Here is a 13,934-nt window from a genome sequence, read left to right on the forward strand (position 1 = left end):
AGCGGACACGGGGTCCGTGATCATTCAGGTGTCGAAGCCGAGTGATCAAAGAGGTTCCCGTGTCCGCTGTCTCATCTTCCTCGATCCCTGCTGTGTTGGCCAAGTTGGGTCCTCTTGAGCCAAACGATGTGCCTGACCTGCGCGTCTGCCTGGAAGCGGTTCCTGATCCGCGTTCCCGGCGGGGCCGCTGGTACTCGCTGGCCTCGATCTTGCTGGTCTGCGCGGCAGCCGCGGTCTCCGGAGCCCGGACCATCGACGAACTCGCCGAGTGGGGCGCCCGCGCTGACGCCCGACTGCTCGCCACCCTCGGTGTCCGCCGTCACCTGCTGCGCCGGCGGCACGCGCCGTCCAGGTCGGCGATCGGGCGGCTCCTCGAACGCCTCGACGCCGACGCACTCGACGCGGCTGTGGGCGCCTGGCTGGTCCACCGCCACGCCGCTGCGACCGCAGATGCCCCGGGTGGACGGCGGGTGATCGCCGTGGACGGCAAGGCACTGCGCGGCTCCGCCCGCCTGGACCAGCCCCGCCGGCACCTGCTGTCCGCCGTCACCCACGGCCGCCCGGTCACCCTCGCCCAGGCCGAGGTCGGGTCCAAGACCAACGAGGTGCGGCACTTCCGGCCCCTGCTCGCACCGCTCGACCTGGACGGGGAGGTGGTCACCTTCGACGCGCTGCACACCGTGAAGGCCAACGTCACCTGGCTGGTCGAGGTCAAGAAGGCGCACTACGTCGCGGTCGTCAAGCCCAACCAGCCCATCGTCTGGACGCAGTTGGACGGTCTGGACTGGAACGCGGTGGCGGTCCAGCACACCAACTCGAACACAGGGCACGGCCGCCGGGAGTCCCGGTCGATCAAGACCCTCGCCATCGCCGACAACCTCGGCGGCATCGCCTTCCCTTACGCGAAGCTCGCCATCCGCGTCCACCGCCGCCGCAAGGCGGCCGGCGCGAAGGAGACCCGCGAGACCGTCTATGCGGTCACCAGTCTCGACGCCCACCAGGCAAAACCGGCCGAACTCGCCTCCTACCTGCGCGGACACTGGATCGTGGAGGCTCAGCACCACATCCGCGACCGCACCTTCGCCGAGGACGCCTCCACCGTCCACGCCGGCAACGCACCCCGCACCATGGCCGCCTTCCGCAACCTCGCCATCGGAGCCCTCAAAACCCTCGGAGCGACCAACATCGCCAAGACCACCCGCGCCATCCGCGACCAACCACAACGAGCCCTCCCCATCCTGGGCATCACCCCCAAGCCCGACCTCACCGGAACTTGATCAAGCCCTGGACTACCGGCCCTTCCTGACCGACTTCGACCTCGCGTGGTTCAGTACGCAGACTCAAAAGGTCACCAAGACGGCCATGGGTGTCATCTATTATGCAGCCCCGGAGCAGTACATCGCCTACGATCCTAAAATGGTGCGGAGCAAGAACCCCACTCTCGACATCTTCTCGTTCGGTCAGCTGGCATATTTCTGTCTCACCAATCGGGACCCCGACCCGCTGAGGATCGAGGACAACTGCAATGTGTTGAGCCAGAAATTGGCGAACTCCTGTGCAGTGTCCGCCATCTCGAAGATAATCGACCTCTACAGGGAGTGTACCCGGTTCGACGCCGCCGAGAGGATTCAGACGTTCGCCGAAGTGCTGGCAAGGGTGGTCGACATTCGCCAGGAACTGACGCACAGTGATGTGAATGCGCACATCGAGCTGGACGAGTATGCCAACGAACTGATCTTCCAAATGAACCGAGGAGTCTCGCAGAGTGTGGATGGCCACACGTTCGTGAGCGCGTCGGGGAACTGGCAGGTGACCTTCGACTGGCGTGAGCAGCAACGTAAGCGCAATTCACTCATGGTGCTCAACCTGCACGTCCAGCCGACTCGGCGCGTGGCTCTTCAGAATATCTCCAACGACAAGATGAGGCGGGTGCTGAACCAGCGCATCGACAACTGCCTCAATGTCTACGGAAATCGCGCGCAGCGGCATCCGGGGCAGAAGGGAGAATTCGAGTTCTATGTCGACTGGCATCCGGAGGCCATGACCCGTACGAGCGTTCTAGAACTCTGCCGCATGCTCCAGGACGTGTTCAGCTCGCTTGATTCGATTTGACGTCAGCGTTTTCCCGGACGTACCCGGGTGCAGGGCGGTTTCAAGTTCCCGGTGGGAGTGGGCTGTCGGTGATACCCCAGATCCAGATGGCGTGTTCGGGTGTGTCCCGGATCGCTCGGGTGGTCTTGGCTAAGTTGTCCGCTTCCGGCGGTCGCAGGCTGCCGATGGCCATCGCCCGCGGCGGGCTGCCGATGCGGCCGGTGGAGGCGTCCTCGGCGAACACCGCATCTCTGACATGGTGGCTGGAGATTTCGATTGCCCAGTGCTCACGCACGTATCCGCCCAGGTCAGCAGGGGACCCATATCGCCTTGGTTTACGCGATGGCCATTGCTCGGAAGTTGTTGCGGACGTCCGTCAGGGGCGCGCGGGCGCGGGTGTAGTGGAGTTTGTTGGTGAGGAGGGTGGCCCAGCGGTTGTGGGTGGGGGAGATCCATAGGGCGGTGCCCGTGAAGCCGTAGTGGACCCAGATGTCGTCGGTCTCCGGGGCTGTACCGGGAGCGGGGTGCCAGAAGAGGCCGCGGGCGGGGGTGAGCTCGCCCGTGTGGATGCGGAGAGAGTCCTTGATCCAGGTGGGGCCGAAGGCGGCCTGGGCGGGGGCGAGCATATGGCGGGCGAAGGTGGCGAGGTCGGCCGCCGTGGAGAAGACGCCGGCGATGCCGCAGACGCCGTTCAGGAGGCGGGCGGAGAAGTCGTGGGCGGTGCCTTTGAGGTGGCGGCCGGTTTCGTCGTCCCGTTCGGTGGGGGCACTGCGGTTCACAGCCTCCAAGGACTGCGGGCCGAAGGCAGTTTCCGTCATGCCGAGGGGCTGCCAGATCCGGGTGGTGGCGAGTTGGTCGAGCGGTTCGCCGGAGAGGTATTCCGCCAGGTAGCCGAGGATGAGGGCGGCGCGGTCCGTGTACTCGACGGCCTCGCCTGGTGGGCGGTGGAGGGCTTCGTGGAGGACGCCGTCGCGGATGTCCTGGGGGTCGGTGCCGTAGAGGTTGCGCAGGTTGGCGCGCAACGGGAGGCCGGCGGTGTGGGTCAGCAGGTGGTGGGCGGTGACCGAGCCGAGGGGGTGGCCGGTGACCTCGGGCCAGAAGGTGCCGAGCGGGACGTCGAGTTGGAGCTTGCCCGCCTCGACGAGAGTGCCGGTCGTGGACCAGCCGGCCAGGATCTTGGTGAGGCTCGCGATGTCGAAGACGGTGTCGAGTCGCATCGGCTGGTCGGGCCGGTCGGGGTCGAGGAGACCGACCGCTCCGCTGGCCGTGGTGCCGTGCGCGTCGCCGACGGCCCAGACCGCGCCCGGGTAGACCTTGTCGCGTACGCCGTCGTCCAGGAGTTGGTGGATGCGGTCGGTGTCGAGCGTCATGGTCTCCTCGTCGGCTGCCGATGGTTGCCCTTCGGCCAGCGTAATAAGGGGTCCAAGGGCTGGCGGGCGCGCCACGACGTGGGTCAGTTGAGTTGGTTGCCGAGATCGGTCAGGGCGGCCGCTGTCGCGCTGAGCGGGTAGCGGGCGGCGTTTGCGCGCCCTGCCGCACGGAGGGCACCAAGCAGGCCGGGGGTCGTACGGAGCCGTTCGAGGTCGCGGGCGAGGGCGACCGGGGTAGTGAAGTCGGTGGCCATGCCGGAGGCGCCCACGGACTCGGTGAGGCCGGGAACGGGTTGGTAGAGGATGGGCAGGCCGCAGGCTTGGGCTTCGAGGGCGACCAGGCCCATGGCTTCCAGCGTGGTGGAGGGCATGACGAGTACGTCGTGCTCGGGAAAGATTTTCCACAGTTGGGGACGACGGAGCCACCCGAGGTAGCGGACATGGACGCCGAGCCGATGGACAAGCGGGGCCAGGGCATGGAACTGATCGGATGGCGCCGCCACGCTCAGCTCGACAGCAGGGGCGGAGCTGAGCGCGTGGAGCAGAGCTTCGACGCCCTTCTCCGCGGTGAGACGTCCGGCGTACAGCAGGCGTAGATGGCTGGTACGGCGCGGTCTCGGTGCGATCAGTGGGCCGGTGAGGAGGTGGTCCGGGACTCCCCAAGGGATGAGGCGGATCTTCCTGCGGCCGGTCCCCGGGGCGAGCGCGAGCAGGCGGTCGGCCATTGCCCCGGTCGGGACCACGATGGCGTCCGCGGCGTCAGCGCAATGCCGAAGGATGGCGAGTTGGTCCCCATATGTCTCTGCGTACAGCAGGTCAGTGCCGTGTACCAGGGCGATGCGACGAGCCGAGGGCAGGGCCCGGAGAAGAGCGGGCGAGGCGCCGAAGGCCAAGTGGTGGAGGTGCAGGATGCTGATGTCCGTCGGGTCGACAGCACTCGCCAAGGCGAGGTGCAGTTCTTCGACGTAACGGTCGAACGCACGGCCTTCGAGTGCCTTGCCAGGGACTCGGAGGAGCCTGAGCCCTCCCGGGACGGGATCGGTCGATCCGCCGTCGAGCATGTACGCGGACGCCGGGATGAGGGGCCGGCTGCCGGTGTAGAGGTCGAGGAAGAGTTCCACACTGCCGCCAGGGCTGGGATACGGCAGATCGAGCGCGGTAGCCACCGGAGGGTTCACGGACGACCTCCAGGCAGCTCCTCGTAGAGCCGGGAGGTCTCGATGCCCTGGCTGGCCGCGTACTTCAGACCGTGCCGCTGATAGCTCGCCGCAGCGCCGAGCGTGTGGAGGAAGGCGAGCTTGCCGAAGGTCATCCGTGGATAGACGCGTACGGGTCTGGCCGCGCGGATCTCCAGCGTCCAGCGGATGGCGTGGCCCTGGTGTCCGAGGGGCGCGGAGACATGGACCCAGATGCCGAGGGCTCCGGTGGTCCGGTCGCCGTTGAGGAGCTGCGCGTACCGCTCCGAGCTGGTGCGCTCGTAGGTGCTGCCGAGGTAGAGGACGCCGGGGCGCAGTACGAATCCGTCCGGTGGGATGGTCAGTTCGGCGGCGACCGTGGGTTGGGCGGCGTCGAGATTGCCGTCGCAGGCGTGCAGTGTCTCACCGAGCCGCCAGTCGTACGCGTTCGGGGAGAGCCGACCCGGGTCGTACGGTTCGATGGTGATCTCACCGGAGGCCAGTGCGGCGGCTATGGCGGGGCCGGTGAGGATCACGAGGCGGTCACCGCGGCCGGCGGCAGGTCGTGCCAGTAGGCGGAAGGTCTCGGGCCCTCGGCCGCTTGGTACTTGCCCGCGTACGGCACGATCGGGCCGACCGCGACGAAGAACATGATCTGCCCGATCTTCATGCCGGCGTAGACACGCAAGGGCCGGATCGGGGACAGCATCAGTGTCCACTGGCCGTGGAAGCCGATGTCGCCGATCGGAGCGGTGATCTCCACGAACAGGCCGAGCCGCCCGACCGAGGAGCGGCCGAAGAGCAGCGGGACGAAGGCGTCCGAGCCGACCTGTTCGACGGTGTGGCCGAGGTAGAGCTGGCCCGGCTCCAGGACGCATCCCTCCGCGCTGATGTCCATTCGACGTGTCAGGTTGGGGCGATGGGCGTCGAGCACGTCGTCGGTGTAGACGAGCAGAGTCGAGCCGAGGCAGACGTTGTAGCTGTTCGGGTTGACCTGGGTCTGGTCGAAGGGCGTGATGCGTAAGCGTCCGTCGCCGACCGCTGCGGTGATTTCAGGACCGGTGAGGATCAACGGTCGGCTCCTTCGGTGAGGACGTGCCGTACGACTTGCGCGAGGGGAGGGCCGGGCGCCTCTGCGGGTGCGCCCAGGGCGTCGGCCAGGTAGGCGGTGGTCCGTACCGTTCGCAGGCGCGGCGGAAGTGGGTCCGGTGCCGTCACCAACGGGCCCGCGTACTTCGTCAGATGGGTCACCAGCAAGGCCGGGTCGGCCAGAGCCTCGGGGACGGTCGCACGTACCAGCTGGTTGTCGAACGGCTCTACGGCGAGGAGATCGCCGCGCGTGAGGGTAGCGCCGAGCCGGACGGTCCGCAGCGCGGTCTCGTTGAGCACCACGGCGTCCACGGCGGACTCCGCACTGAGACAAGTAGCGATGTCGATCAGCAGGGATCGGCGGTCCAATGCGGTGTGGCGGTACGGCATGGTCACCGGGCCCAGCGCCTCGGAGAGCTGTAGTCCGACGGCGTAGACCTGTGCGCGCACAACTTGCAGATGGTCCGGCAGCGGAGGCAGCGGAGGCAGCGGAGGCAGCGGAGGCAGCGCGGCATCGTCAAAGCGCGCGACCCGCGACGTCCAGCCGCTCTCGGACGGCTCGGCGTACGCGTATCCGACGCCGAGTTCGTAGCCCTTGAGGACGTTCGCGCCGCCCACCCGTATGGGTCCGTAGGCGTGGCTGTGGCAGTGGCCGGTGAAGATGACATCGAGAAACGCACAGGCGTCGGCGAGGCGCAGGTCCTCCTCGAAACCGGAGTGGCTGAGCACCACCCAGGAGTCCACCTCCCCATGGGCGGCCTTGAGTTCGCCCAGGGCGTGGACCGGGTCGGTCACGCGCTGGCCGGTGCGCTCGGCGTACGGAATGGCGTTGAACGCCTGGAGGCCGAGCACGCCCGTCACCGCGACCGTTCGACCGCCGACACGGCGTACGTCCACTGGGCGGAAGAGCCGACGCCCTCCGGCGTCGTACGCGTTGGCGCAGACGGTGATGCGGTGCAGGTCAGGTTCGAAGTAGTGCGGCCAGCCGTGGTTTCCGGGGACGATCACGTCGTACAGCGCGAGGAGCGTGGCCCGTTCGAGGGCGCCTCGGCCAAGTCGGTAGTAGCCGGTGCCTTCGAAGAAGTCGCCGCTGTCCACGATGAGGGTGTCCGGGCGGGCGGCGGCCACATGGGTCAGCAGTGGAGTGGCCTCGCCGAAGGCGGAGTGGAAGTCGGTGGTGGCGATGATGCGCCGGAGCCGCCGAGTCATGGGGTGACCTCGCAGATGTCCGCTCCCAGCGACCGGAGTTTGCCCGGCAGGTCGGCGTGGCCACGTCGGAGTTGTTCGAGGCCGCCGAGGGTGGTGATGCCGTGGGCGGTCAGCCCGGCGATGAGGAGTGCGGCCCCGGTGCGGATGTCGGTGGTCTCCACACCCGTGCCTGTCAGCCGTTGCGGACCGGTGAACCGGCACTGCGTCGGCGAGATCTCCTCAATGTCCGCGCCCATGCTGCGGAGTTGCGGGATCAAGTTCGCGTGGCGGCCGGGGTTGATCGTGTCCGCGAACGCATGGGTCCCCGTCACGCCGAGGGCCAGGGCCAGAAGGGAGGGTTCGAAGTCGGCGTCCAAGCCGTCGGGGGACAGGGAGGCCGAGGCGTGCATCGGACGATCAGCGGGACGGATCTCCCGTGCGTCCACGACGATCGCGTCCTGCTCCTCCGTGATCGTGACGCCGGCCCGGCGCAGTTGGGCCAGCGCGGGGGCAACGTCACGGCTGCGGATGCCCTCGATACGGGCACTGCCACCGGTCGCGGCGACCGCGCAGGCCAGGGTTCCGGCCTCGATCTTGTCGCCGGGTACGGACCAGCAACTCACGCCTTCCGCAGGGTGACTCGGCGGGGCGAGCACGAGGAGTTCGTGGTGCACGTCGAGGCTCCAGCCGACGGTTCCCAACGCGTCCAGTACGCCCCGGACTTCGGGTGAGAGGTTCGGCGTGGCCAGCCGCAGTTCCTGCGCGGAGGCGACCGCACGCAGGATCGCGGCGACCGTCGCTCCCCGGGAGCGGAACGGTAGGGCCACGGACACCGTCCCCCGGTGGGGAGGTCCCATTTCGACGGCGTAGCCCTGCTGGTCGCTCGTGCAGCGGTCGCCGAACGCCTCGTACACCCGGAAGTGTTGCTCCATGCCGCGATCGCCGATGCGACAACCTCCCGGCCAGGGCAGGCGAGCCCGCCCGTGGAGAGCGACGAGCGCCGGGACGAGGTAGTACGACGCCCGGATACGGCTTGCGGTGGCCGACAGATCGGATGCCGTCCGCCGGACGTGCCCCGGCGCGATCAACGCGGTGTCGGCGCAGCCCGGGAGCCAGGCAACATCGAGTCCGGCTGCGCGCAAGAGCGTGATCATGACGTTGACGTCGGTGCTGTCAGGAAGATTGCTCAACTGCATCGGCCTGCCGAGCACGGCTGCCGCGGCCAGGAGCGGCAGGGCCGCGTTCTTCGAACCGTCGACCGCCACCGTGCCGTTGAGCGGCAGCCCGGGGCGAATGGCGATGACTTCGGCGGCCGTGGTGGGTGCGGCGCCCCGGGCGTTGAGGTAATGCGATTCCATGCGGGCCCCTCCTGGACGGGTACGGCTCACCACGAAACCGCCGAACGAACCGGGCGTTCCATCCGGACTGCTGCTGTGGCATGGGCTATGCAGACTCCGCATGACAGCTGGTCGGGCTAGTCCTGGTCGTGGTCCACGGGGCAGGATCGGAGATGACGGAGGGAGCCGGCGCACATGGCCGCTGAACACGACGAGGCGAAGAGGATCGGCGCGATCCTCCGGCATGCGCGGGTGCTCGCGAGACGTTCCCAAACGGAGGTCGCGACCGCGCTCGGCTACCACCAGTCAAAGGTCAGCCGACTCGAACAAGGCAAAGGCGCGGAGGACTTACGCGTCCTGCGTGCCGTTGCCGCAGAACTCCGCATCCCCTTGCACACGCTGGGACTGGCGTCGCCTCCTACCGCACGCGGCGCAGATCGAGAGACCACAGAGGACATGCACCGCCGTACATTCCTTGCCGCGAGCGTCGCCACGCTCGCGGTTCCCCCGCCCTCTGAACTCTTGTACGGGGAACTTGTCCAGTCACTCCTTCCGGGTTTTGCTCCCGTGGCGAGCACGGGAGAGGAGAATCTGTCCCAACTCGCGGGCCGGATGGGCCGGTTGCGAGCCTTGTTCTCCGCCTGCGACTACGCCGCTCTGGAACTTCAACTTCCTTCCCTCATCGGGGATCTCCGCTCTGCCGCCGCAGGTTCCTCGGAGGCAATCGGCATGTTGGCGGGCGCCTACCAGACCTCGGCGAGCCTCCTCCTCAAGCGCGGCGATCACGGGCACGCCTGGCTCGCCGTCGGCAGGGCCATGGCGGAGGCCGAACGATCCGGTGACCCGGTCGTCCTGGCCTCCAGCGTTCGCCTGCACGCCCACCTGCTGGCCAGGGAACACCACGCCGTCCAGGCCGTCACCTTGGTGCGGCACACCGTGGACCAGATGTCGGGCTCGTACGACCGGCGCTCGCCTCGGCATCTGGCAGTCCTCGGGATGCTTCTCCTCCGGGGGGTGACGGCTGCCGCCTTGGGCGGTGACCGCGGCTCCGTACAGGATTTCCTGACCGAGGCCCGGGAAATCGCCGAGCGGATGCCTGGCAGCGCTCCGGACAAGTGGTCCAACTTCAGTTCGATCAACGTCGAGTTGCACGCCGTGAACGCGTCCGTCGTCCTCGGCGACGCCGGCATGGCGCTCGACGCCGCACGGCCGCTCATGCGCCGGCACATCCCCGTTCCGGAGCGCCGGGCCGCGCTGTGGACGGACGCCGCCCGCGCGTACAGCCAGCAGGGCCGCCTCGCCGATGGCTTCCAGGCGCTGCGTATCGCGGAAAGCTGCGCCGCCCAGGACGTACGCCGTCCCGCTGTGAGGGAGTTGGTGGCGGACATGGCGGCGCGTGACCGCCGCCGTACGCTGCCGGAACTGCATCACTTCGCACGTCAGTTGGGAGTGCCGGCGTGAGCCATTCGCCGAACAGGCCGTTCCTGTACGTCGTGGTGTGTGCTGCCGGTGTGGCCGGGGATGTGGGGAGGCTGATCTCGGCCGCGCAGGAACGGGGTTGGGGGGTGGGCGTGGTCGCGACTCCGTTGGGTCTGGGCTTCCTCGATCAGGACGCGGTCGAGGCGCAGACGGGGTACCCGATCAGGTCGGCGTGGCGCAGGCCCGGCGATGTGCGTCCGCTGCCGCCAGCCGATGCGATCGCGGTGGCGCCGGCGTCGTTCAACACGGTCAACAAGTGGGCGGCCGGGATCGCCGACACGCTGGCGCTGGGCATCCTGTGCGAGACGTACGGCCTGGGCATTCCTACGGCTGTCCTGCCGTACGTGAACAGCGCGATGGCCGCCCACCCGTCGTATGTCGAGAGCTTGGACCGGTTGCGTGCGATGGGCGTCCTGATCAGCAGCTACGTGCCGCACCCGCCGAAATCGGGCGGCGGCGCGGACCGTTTCCGGTGGGAAGAGGCCCTGGACCTGCTCGCGCCCAAGGTGCTCGGCGAGCGCTGACCCCGGCGCCTGCCCATGAACTCGATGGGCCGCCCGTACAACTGAGTGCACCCTTCCACGGGCTCGGCCGTATGCATGCCCCGCATAGGCGGAAGCTCCGTGTGCATCAAGCATGGTCCGCACCCCGGCCCGCCCGCTTTGGTCTTCCTGAGACACGTCACTTGCTACTCAGTGAGGAGACCTGATGACGCGTGCGGGAAACAACGACAAAGCACCGATCTCGGTGAGGGGATGGCCGGGCAGTTCGGGCGGGACACGTGATGTGGTGCCGTATGTGGCGCGGTGGAGTGGGGAGCGGGATGCTGCGATGCCGGTGGTGTTGCGGGGTCGGGGGCGGCCGGGGATCGGGTACGCGGATGAGCGGTTCCATGACCGGGATGAGCGTGGGGTGTTGTGGTCGCGGATGCCGTCGGAGCCGGGTCGGGGGCGGCCGGAGTTCGGGAAGGTGCATGGGCTGCGGCAGCGGGTGGCGATGGGCGGGCTGCGGTGCCAGATCTGCGCCGGGCCTGCGGACCGTAACGCTGACGGGGTGCTGTGGCTGCTGGACGCCGACCCCGGTGACCCCTCCCTGCGGAACGGGCAGGAACGCACCGCCCATCCGCCGGTGTGCATGCCGTGCGCCGTCCGTTCGACCACGGCCTGCCCCCACCTGCGCCGCGCCCACACCCTCGTACGGGCCAGTTCCTTCGCGCTGTGGGGAGTGCGCGGCGCCCTCTACCAGCCCGGGCCCACGGGACCCGAGGCCGTCGACGTCGCCCTCCTGCGCTTCGGTGACCCGCTGATGCCCTGGCTGCGGGCGGGCCAGCTCGTCATGCACCTGCGCGAGTTCACCCCGGCCGACCTGCCCGCCGCAACCACGGACAAGGACCTGAAGGCATGACCAGCACCGTCACCCTCGACGGCCGGACCTGGGCCGTCACCACGACGTCCGGTCACACGCTCCCCGGTTACCTGCCCGCGTGGGCCGATACCGACCCGAGCCTGACCGGCGTGCCCTACGACCTGCTGCCGATCCGCCTGGCGGACATCTGCCACCGCGAGGTCTTCGAGGGCACGGCCTTACGCGTCTGCCCGCCGCCTTCCGCGGCTGAGCCCGGCCCGGCCGACGAACAGGTCCTGGGGGGCACCATCGAGTGCAGCCCCTACGCCGAAAACCCCGCGACCCGCATCCCGGTCGTCAACATCGCCGTCGTCGACGACTACTGGATCAACAACCTCGACCCCGACACTCTGACCGAACTCGCCACCAAGCTCCGAGCCCAGGCCGACCGCCTCGACCACGAAATCCGCCCCCGCCTCACCACCGCCCGCGCCGACTGGGCCCAACACCACCCCGACGCCTAATACGCCATCGCGCGGAATTCCCCGCACACAACAAAGGCCCGAATCGGAAATCCGGGCCTTTTCTTTGGAGCGGATGACGGGAATCGAACCCGCGCTCTGAGCTTGGGAAGCTCATGTTCTACCATTAAACTACATCCGCGTGGAAAGCCGGGGCCCGTGAGGGGGGTGGCTCCGCGCAACACTGTACCGCATGGCGGGGTCGGGGCGGGGGCGCGGTGTGGTGTGCGGAGGAGGTCGGCGGTTTCCCCTAACGTGTGTGGCTTGTCGTCCACACGCGGTTGGGGAAGGGACTTCATGGAGCGCACCGTAGTCCGTTGTGCCGAGGGGCATGTGTTCAGTACGGCAACGTTTCCGATGCAGCATCTCGGGGTCGAGCGGCTGGGGCCCGGGCGGTTGTTGAGGTGTCCGCGGTGTGCGCGGCTGCGGCACGCCGTGCCCGTGCCGGTGGCCGTACGCGCCGAGAACTAGCCGGGAACCAGGAGAGTCGGCGGCGCCCGGACGGGCGCGAGAAGGGCCGGCGGCAGAGGCGGGCCGCGTCCGGTCGGGACCGGGGCGTTAGTCTCGGACCGTGCTTCTCTCTGACAAGGACATCCGGACCGAGATCGACAACGGGCGCGTGCGCGTCGACCCCTACGAGGCGTCGATGGTGCAACCGTCCAGCATCGACGTACGGCTTGACCGGTTCTTCCGGGTGTTCGAGAACCACCGGTATCCGCACATCGATCCGGCGGTGGAGCAGCCCGACCTGACGCGGCTGGTCGAACCGGAGGGGGATGACGCGTTCATCCTCCATCCGGGCGAGTTCGTGCTTGCGTCGACCTACGAGGTCATCAGTCTTCCGGATGACATCGCCTCGCGGCTGGAGGGGAAGTCGAGCCTCGGGCGGCTCGGGCTGCTCACGCACTCGACCGCCGGCTTCATCGACCCCGGCTTCTCCGGCCACGTCACCCTGGAGCTGTCGAACGTGGCCACGCTGCCGATCAAGTTGTGGCCCGGTATGAAGATCGGGCAGCTCTGCCTCTTCCGGCTCTCCTCGCCCGCGGAGTTCCCGTACGGCTCGCAGCGCTACGGCTCCCGGTACCAGGGCCAGCGCGGGCCGACGGCCTCCCGCTCGTTCCTCAACTTCCACCGTACGCAGGTCTGAGGCCGCGGGGACGGGCCCGATCCGTACGCGGCCACGGATCCCGCCGCCTGGCCCCCACCACCGACGCGCCGCCGCCAACGCGCGGTGCGAAGCCCAGCGCCGCGCCAAGCCCCGCGCCAGCCCCCGCCGCCCTCAGATCAGCGGCAGCTTGAACAGCATCAACAGCGCGACGAGTTGAATCGACGACGCCCCGAGCGCCTTGAACCACGGCAGGTCGTGGGACTTGCCCACCATCGACGTGAGCAGCGCCGCGCAGGCGATCCAGGTGAGCCAGCCCAGCAGTTGGACGAAGCCGTTGCCGCCGCTCAGGAAGAGGGCGAAGAAGAGGCGCGGCGCGTCCGTCAGCGACGTGATCAGCATTGCGAGGCCCACTGTGGGCGCCCAGGCGCCGTCGCCGCCGAGCTGGCGGGCCAGCGTGTTGGTCACCGCGCCGAGGGTCAGCCCGCACAGTACGACCGCCACGCCCGTGGTGAGGACCCACGGAATGCTCGTGGCCAGCGTCGCGTTCAGGACGTCGCTGCGGGCGGCGTCGAAGCCGAAGACGGCGAGCAGACCGTAGAGGAATGTGACCGTGAGGGCGGGGCCCCACACCGCGTGGTCGCGCATCTGCCAGAAGGTGCGGCCGGGGTTGCGTATCAGGCCGGTCAGCAGCTGCTTCCAGTGCAGCCGGGGGCCGGCGGGCGGCGCGGACGCCTGGCCCGCGCGGTACGTGGCCACGTTGTCGCCGCCGAAGGGGTACGCGTCCTGGCCGGCCTGCGGGTCCACGAGCGAGGCGTCGCCCATGGTGAAGGCCCGGGTATGGCCGGGGGAGTCGTGGTACGGGGGCGCGGGTGTCGGCGCGCCGATGTACTCGGGCTCGCCGGTGGGCGGATGACCGCCCGGGTGCCCGGCGCCCTGCGGCCCGGCCCCGTACGGCCCCTGCGGCCCGCCGCCGTACGCACCAGCGCCCTGCGAGCCGCCGCCGTACGCGCCAGAGGCCCCGTACGGCCCCTGTCCGCCAGGTGACCCCTGCGGTCCCGAAAACCCCTGCTGCCCGTGACGTGGCGGGTAACCGCCCCCGCCGTCGCCCTCGCGATTCCTGAAACCTGCCACGCCTTCGAACGTACCTGCTGGGCCCCGGCGCCGGGCCGTACCCCCGTACGGAAGGGGTCCATTGCTGCCAACCTGTGACACGTCCCGGCTGCCCCAGGCCG

At 68.9% G+C, this 13,934-nt stretch carries 15 protein-coding genes and 1 tRNA gene; 7 read left to right on the forward strand and 9 right to left on the reverse strand.

Annotated features, from left to right (window positions below; genetic code table 11):
* The first annotated feature begins 128 nt into the window (after window positions 1–128).
* Complete coding sequence (locus tag OHA30_RS18855) at window positions 129–1,277, forward strand: ISAs1 family transposase (protein ID WP_328914635.1); 1,149 nt, start codon at window positions 129–131, stop codon at window positions 1,275–1,277.
* An 85-nt stretch (window positions 1,278–1,362) separates the two neighbouring features.
* Window positions 1,363–2,112 (forward strand): hypothetical protein, encoded by a 750-nt coding sequence (locus tag OHA30_RS18860; RefSeq protein ID WP_328915028.1) that lies wholly within the window; start codon window positions 1,363–1,365, stop codon window positions 2,110–2,112.
* Between the two features lie 40 nt (window positions 2,113–2,152).
* On the opposite strand, the gene OHA30_RS18865 is transcribed toward OHA30_RS18860, so the two are convergent.
* From OHA30_RS18865 to OHA30_RS18895, 7 genes are all read right to left on the reverse strand, one after another.
* A complete protein-coding gene (locus tag OHA30_RS18865) occupies window positions 2,153–2,386 on the reverse strand; it encodes a hypothetical protein (protein WP_328915029.1) in 234 nt (77 codons plus the stop codon).
* A gap of 40 nt (window positions 2,387–2,426) precedes the next feature.
* Window positions 2,427–3,461: a serine hydrolase domain-containing protein gene (locus OHA30_RS18870; protein ID WP_328915030.1), complete on the reverse strand. Its 1,035-nt coding sequence runs from the start codon at window positions 3,459–3,461 to the stop codon at window positions 2,427–2,429.
* Window positions 3,462–3,544: 83 nt separating this feature from the next.
* The gene (locus OHA30_RS18875) at window positions 3,545–4,639 is read right to left on the reverse strand and encodes a glycosyltransferase family 4 protein (RefSeq protein WP_328915031.1); all 1,095 of its coding nucleotides are present in this window, start codon (window positions 4,637–4,639) and stop codon (window positions 3,545–3,547) included.
* Window positions 4,636–5,172: a dCTP deaminase gene (locus OHA30_RS18880; RefSeq protein WP_328915032.1), complete on the reverse strand. Its 537-nt coding sequence runs from the start codon at window positions 5,170–5,172 to the stop codon at window positions 4,636–4,638. The genes OHA30_RS18875 and OHA30_RS18880 overlap by 4 nt, the downstream gene beginning before the upstream one ends.
* The gene (gene dcd / locus OHA30_RS18885; RefSeq protein ID WP_328915033.1) at window positions 5,169–5,708 is read right to left on the reverse strand and encodes a dCTP deaminase; all 540 of its coding nucleotides are present in this window, start codon (window positions 5,706–5,708) and stop codon (window positions 5,169–5,171) included. Before dcd (OHA30_RS18885) ends, OHA30_RS18880 begins: the two co-directional genes overlap by 4 nt.
* Window positions 5,705–6,934 (reverse strand): metallophosphoesterase, encoded by a 1,230-nt coding sequence (locus tag OHA30_RS18890; RefSeq protein WP_328915034.1) that lies wholly within the window; start codon window positions 6,932–6,934, stop codon window positions 5,705–5,707. The genes dcd (OHA30_RS18885) and OHA30_RS18890 overlap by 4 nt, the downstream gene beginning before the upstream one ends.
* A complete protein-coding gene (locus OHA30_RS18895) occupies window positions 6,931–8,271 on the reverse strand; it encodes a UDP-N-acetylglucosamine 1-carboxyvinyltransferase (protein WP_328915035.1) in 1,341 nt (446 codons plus the stop codon). Before OHA30_RS18895 ends, OHA30_RS18890 begins: the two co-directional genes overlap by 4 nt.
* A 174-nt stretch (window positions 8,272–8,445) precedes the next feature.
* Here OHA30_RS18895 and OHA30_RS18900 point away from each other — a divergent pair, with 174 nt between their 5' ends.
* The 4 genes from OHA30_RS18900 (at window position 8,446) to OHA30_RS18915 (ending at window position 11,597) form a co-directional block, all read left to right on the forward strand.
* Window positions 8,446–9,711 carry a helix-turn-helix domain-containing protein gene (locus OHA30_RS18900; protein ID WP_328915036.1) on the forward strand — a complete coding sequence of 422 codons (1,266 nt, stop codon included), beginning with the start codon at window positions 8,446–8,448 and terminating at the stop codon, window positions 9,709–9,711.
* On the forward strand, window positions 9,708–10,253 hold the full coding sequence (locus OHA30_RS18905; protein WP_328915037.1) for a flavoprotein: 546 nt from the start codon (window positions 9,708–9,710) through the stop codon (window positions 10,251–10,253). The genes OHA30_RS18900 and OHA30_RS18905 overlap by 4 nt, the downstream gene beginning before the upstream one ends.
* Window positions 10,254–10,698: 445 nt before the next feature.
* Window positions 10,699–11,133 carry a hypothetical protein gene (locus OHA30_RS18910; protein WP_328915038.1) on the forward strand — a complete coding sequence of 145 codons (435 nt, stop codon included), beginning with the start codon at window positions 10,699–10,701 and terminating at the stop codon, window positions 11,131–11,133.
* Window positions 11,130–11,597 carry a DUF6907 domain-containing protein gene (locus OHA30_RS18915; RefSeq protein WP_328915039.1) on the forward strand — a complete coding sequence of 156 codons (468 nt, stop codon included), beginning with the start codon at window positions 11,130–11,132 and terminating at the stop codon, window positions 11,595–11,597. Before OHA30_RS18910 ends, OHA30_RS18915 begins: the two co-directional genes overlap by 4 nt.
* 65 nt (window positions 11,598–11,662) lie before the next feature.
* Here the strand turns inward: OHA30_RS18915 and OHA30_RS18920 are convergent.
* Window positions 11,663–11,736 (reverse strand) — tRNA-Gly (locus OHA30_RS18920).
* A gap of 429 nt (window positions 11,737–12,165) precedes the next feature.
* Here OHA30_RS18920 and dcd (OHA30_RS18925) point away from each other — a divergent pair.
* On the forward strand, window positions 12,166–12,741 hold the full coding sequence (gene dcd / locus OHA30_RS18925) for a dCTP deaminase (RefSeq protein ID WP_328915040.1): 576 nt from the start codon (window positions 12,166–12,168) through the stop codon (window positions 12,739–12,741).
* Window positions 12,742–12,873: 132 nt separating this feature from the next.
* Here dcd (OHA30_RS18925) and OHA30_RS18930 read toward each other — a convergent pair whose 3' ends face one another.
* Entirely contained in the window at window positions 12,874–13,833 is a 960-nt protein-coding gene (locus OHA30_RS18930) for a Yip1 family protein (RefSeq protein ID WP_328915041.1), read from the reverse strand.
* Window positions 13,834–13,934: the final 101 nt, after the last annotated feature.

Source organism: Streptomyces sp. NBC_00223 (assembly GCF_036199905.1).
GTDB lineage: Bacteria > Actinomycetota > Actinomycetes > Streptomycetales > Streptomycetaceae > Actinacidiphila.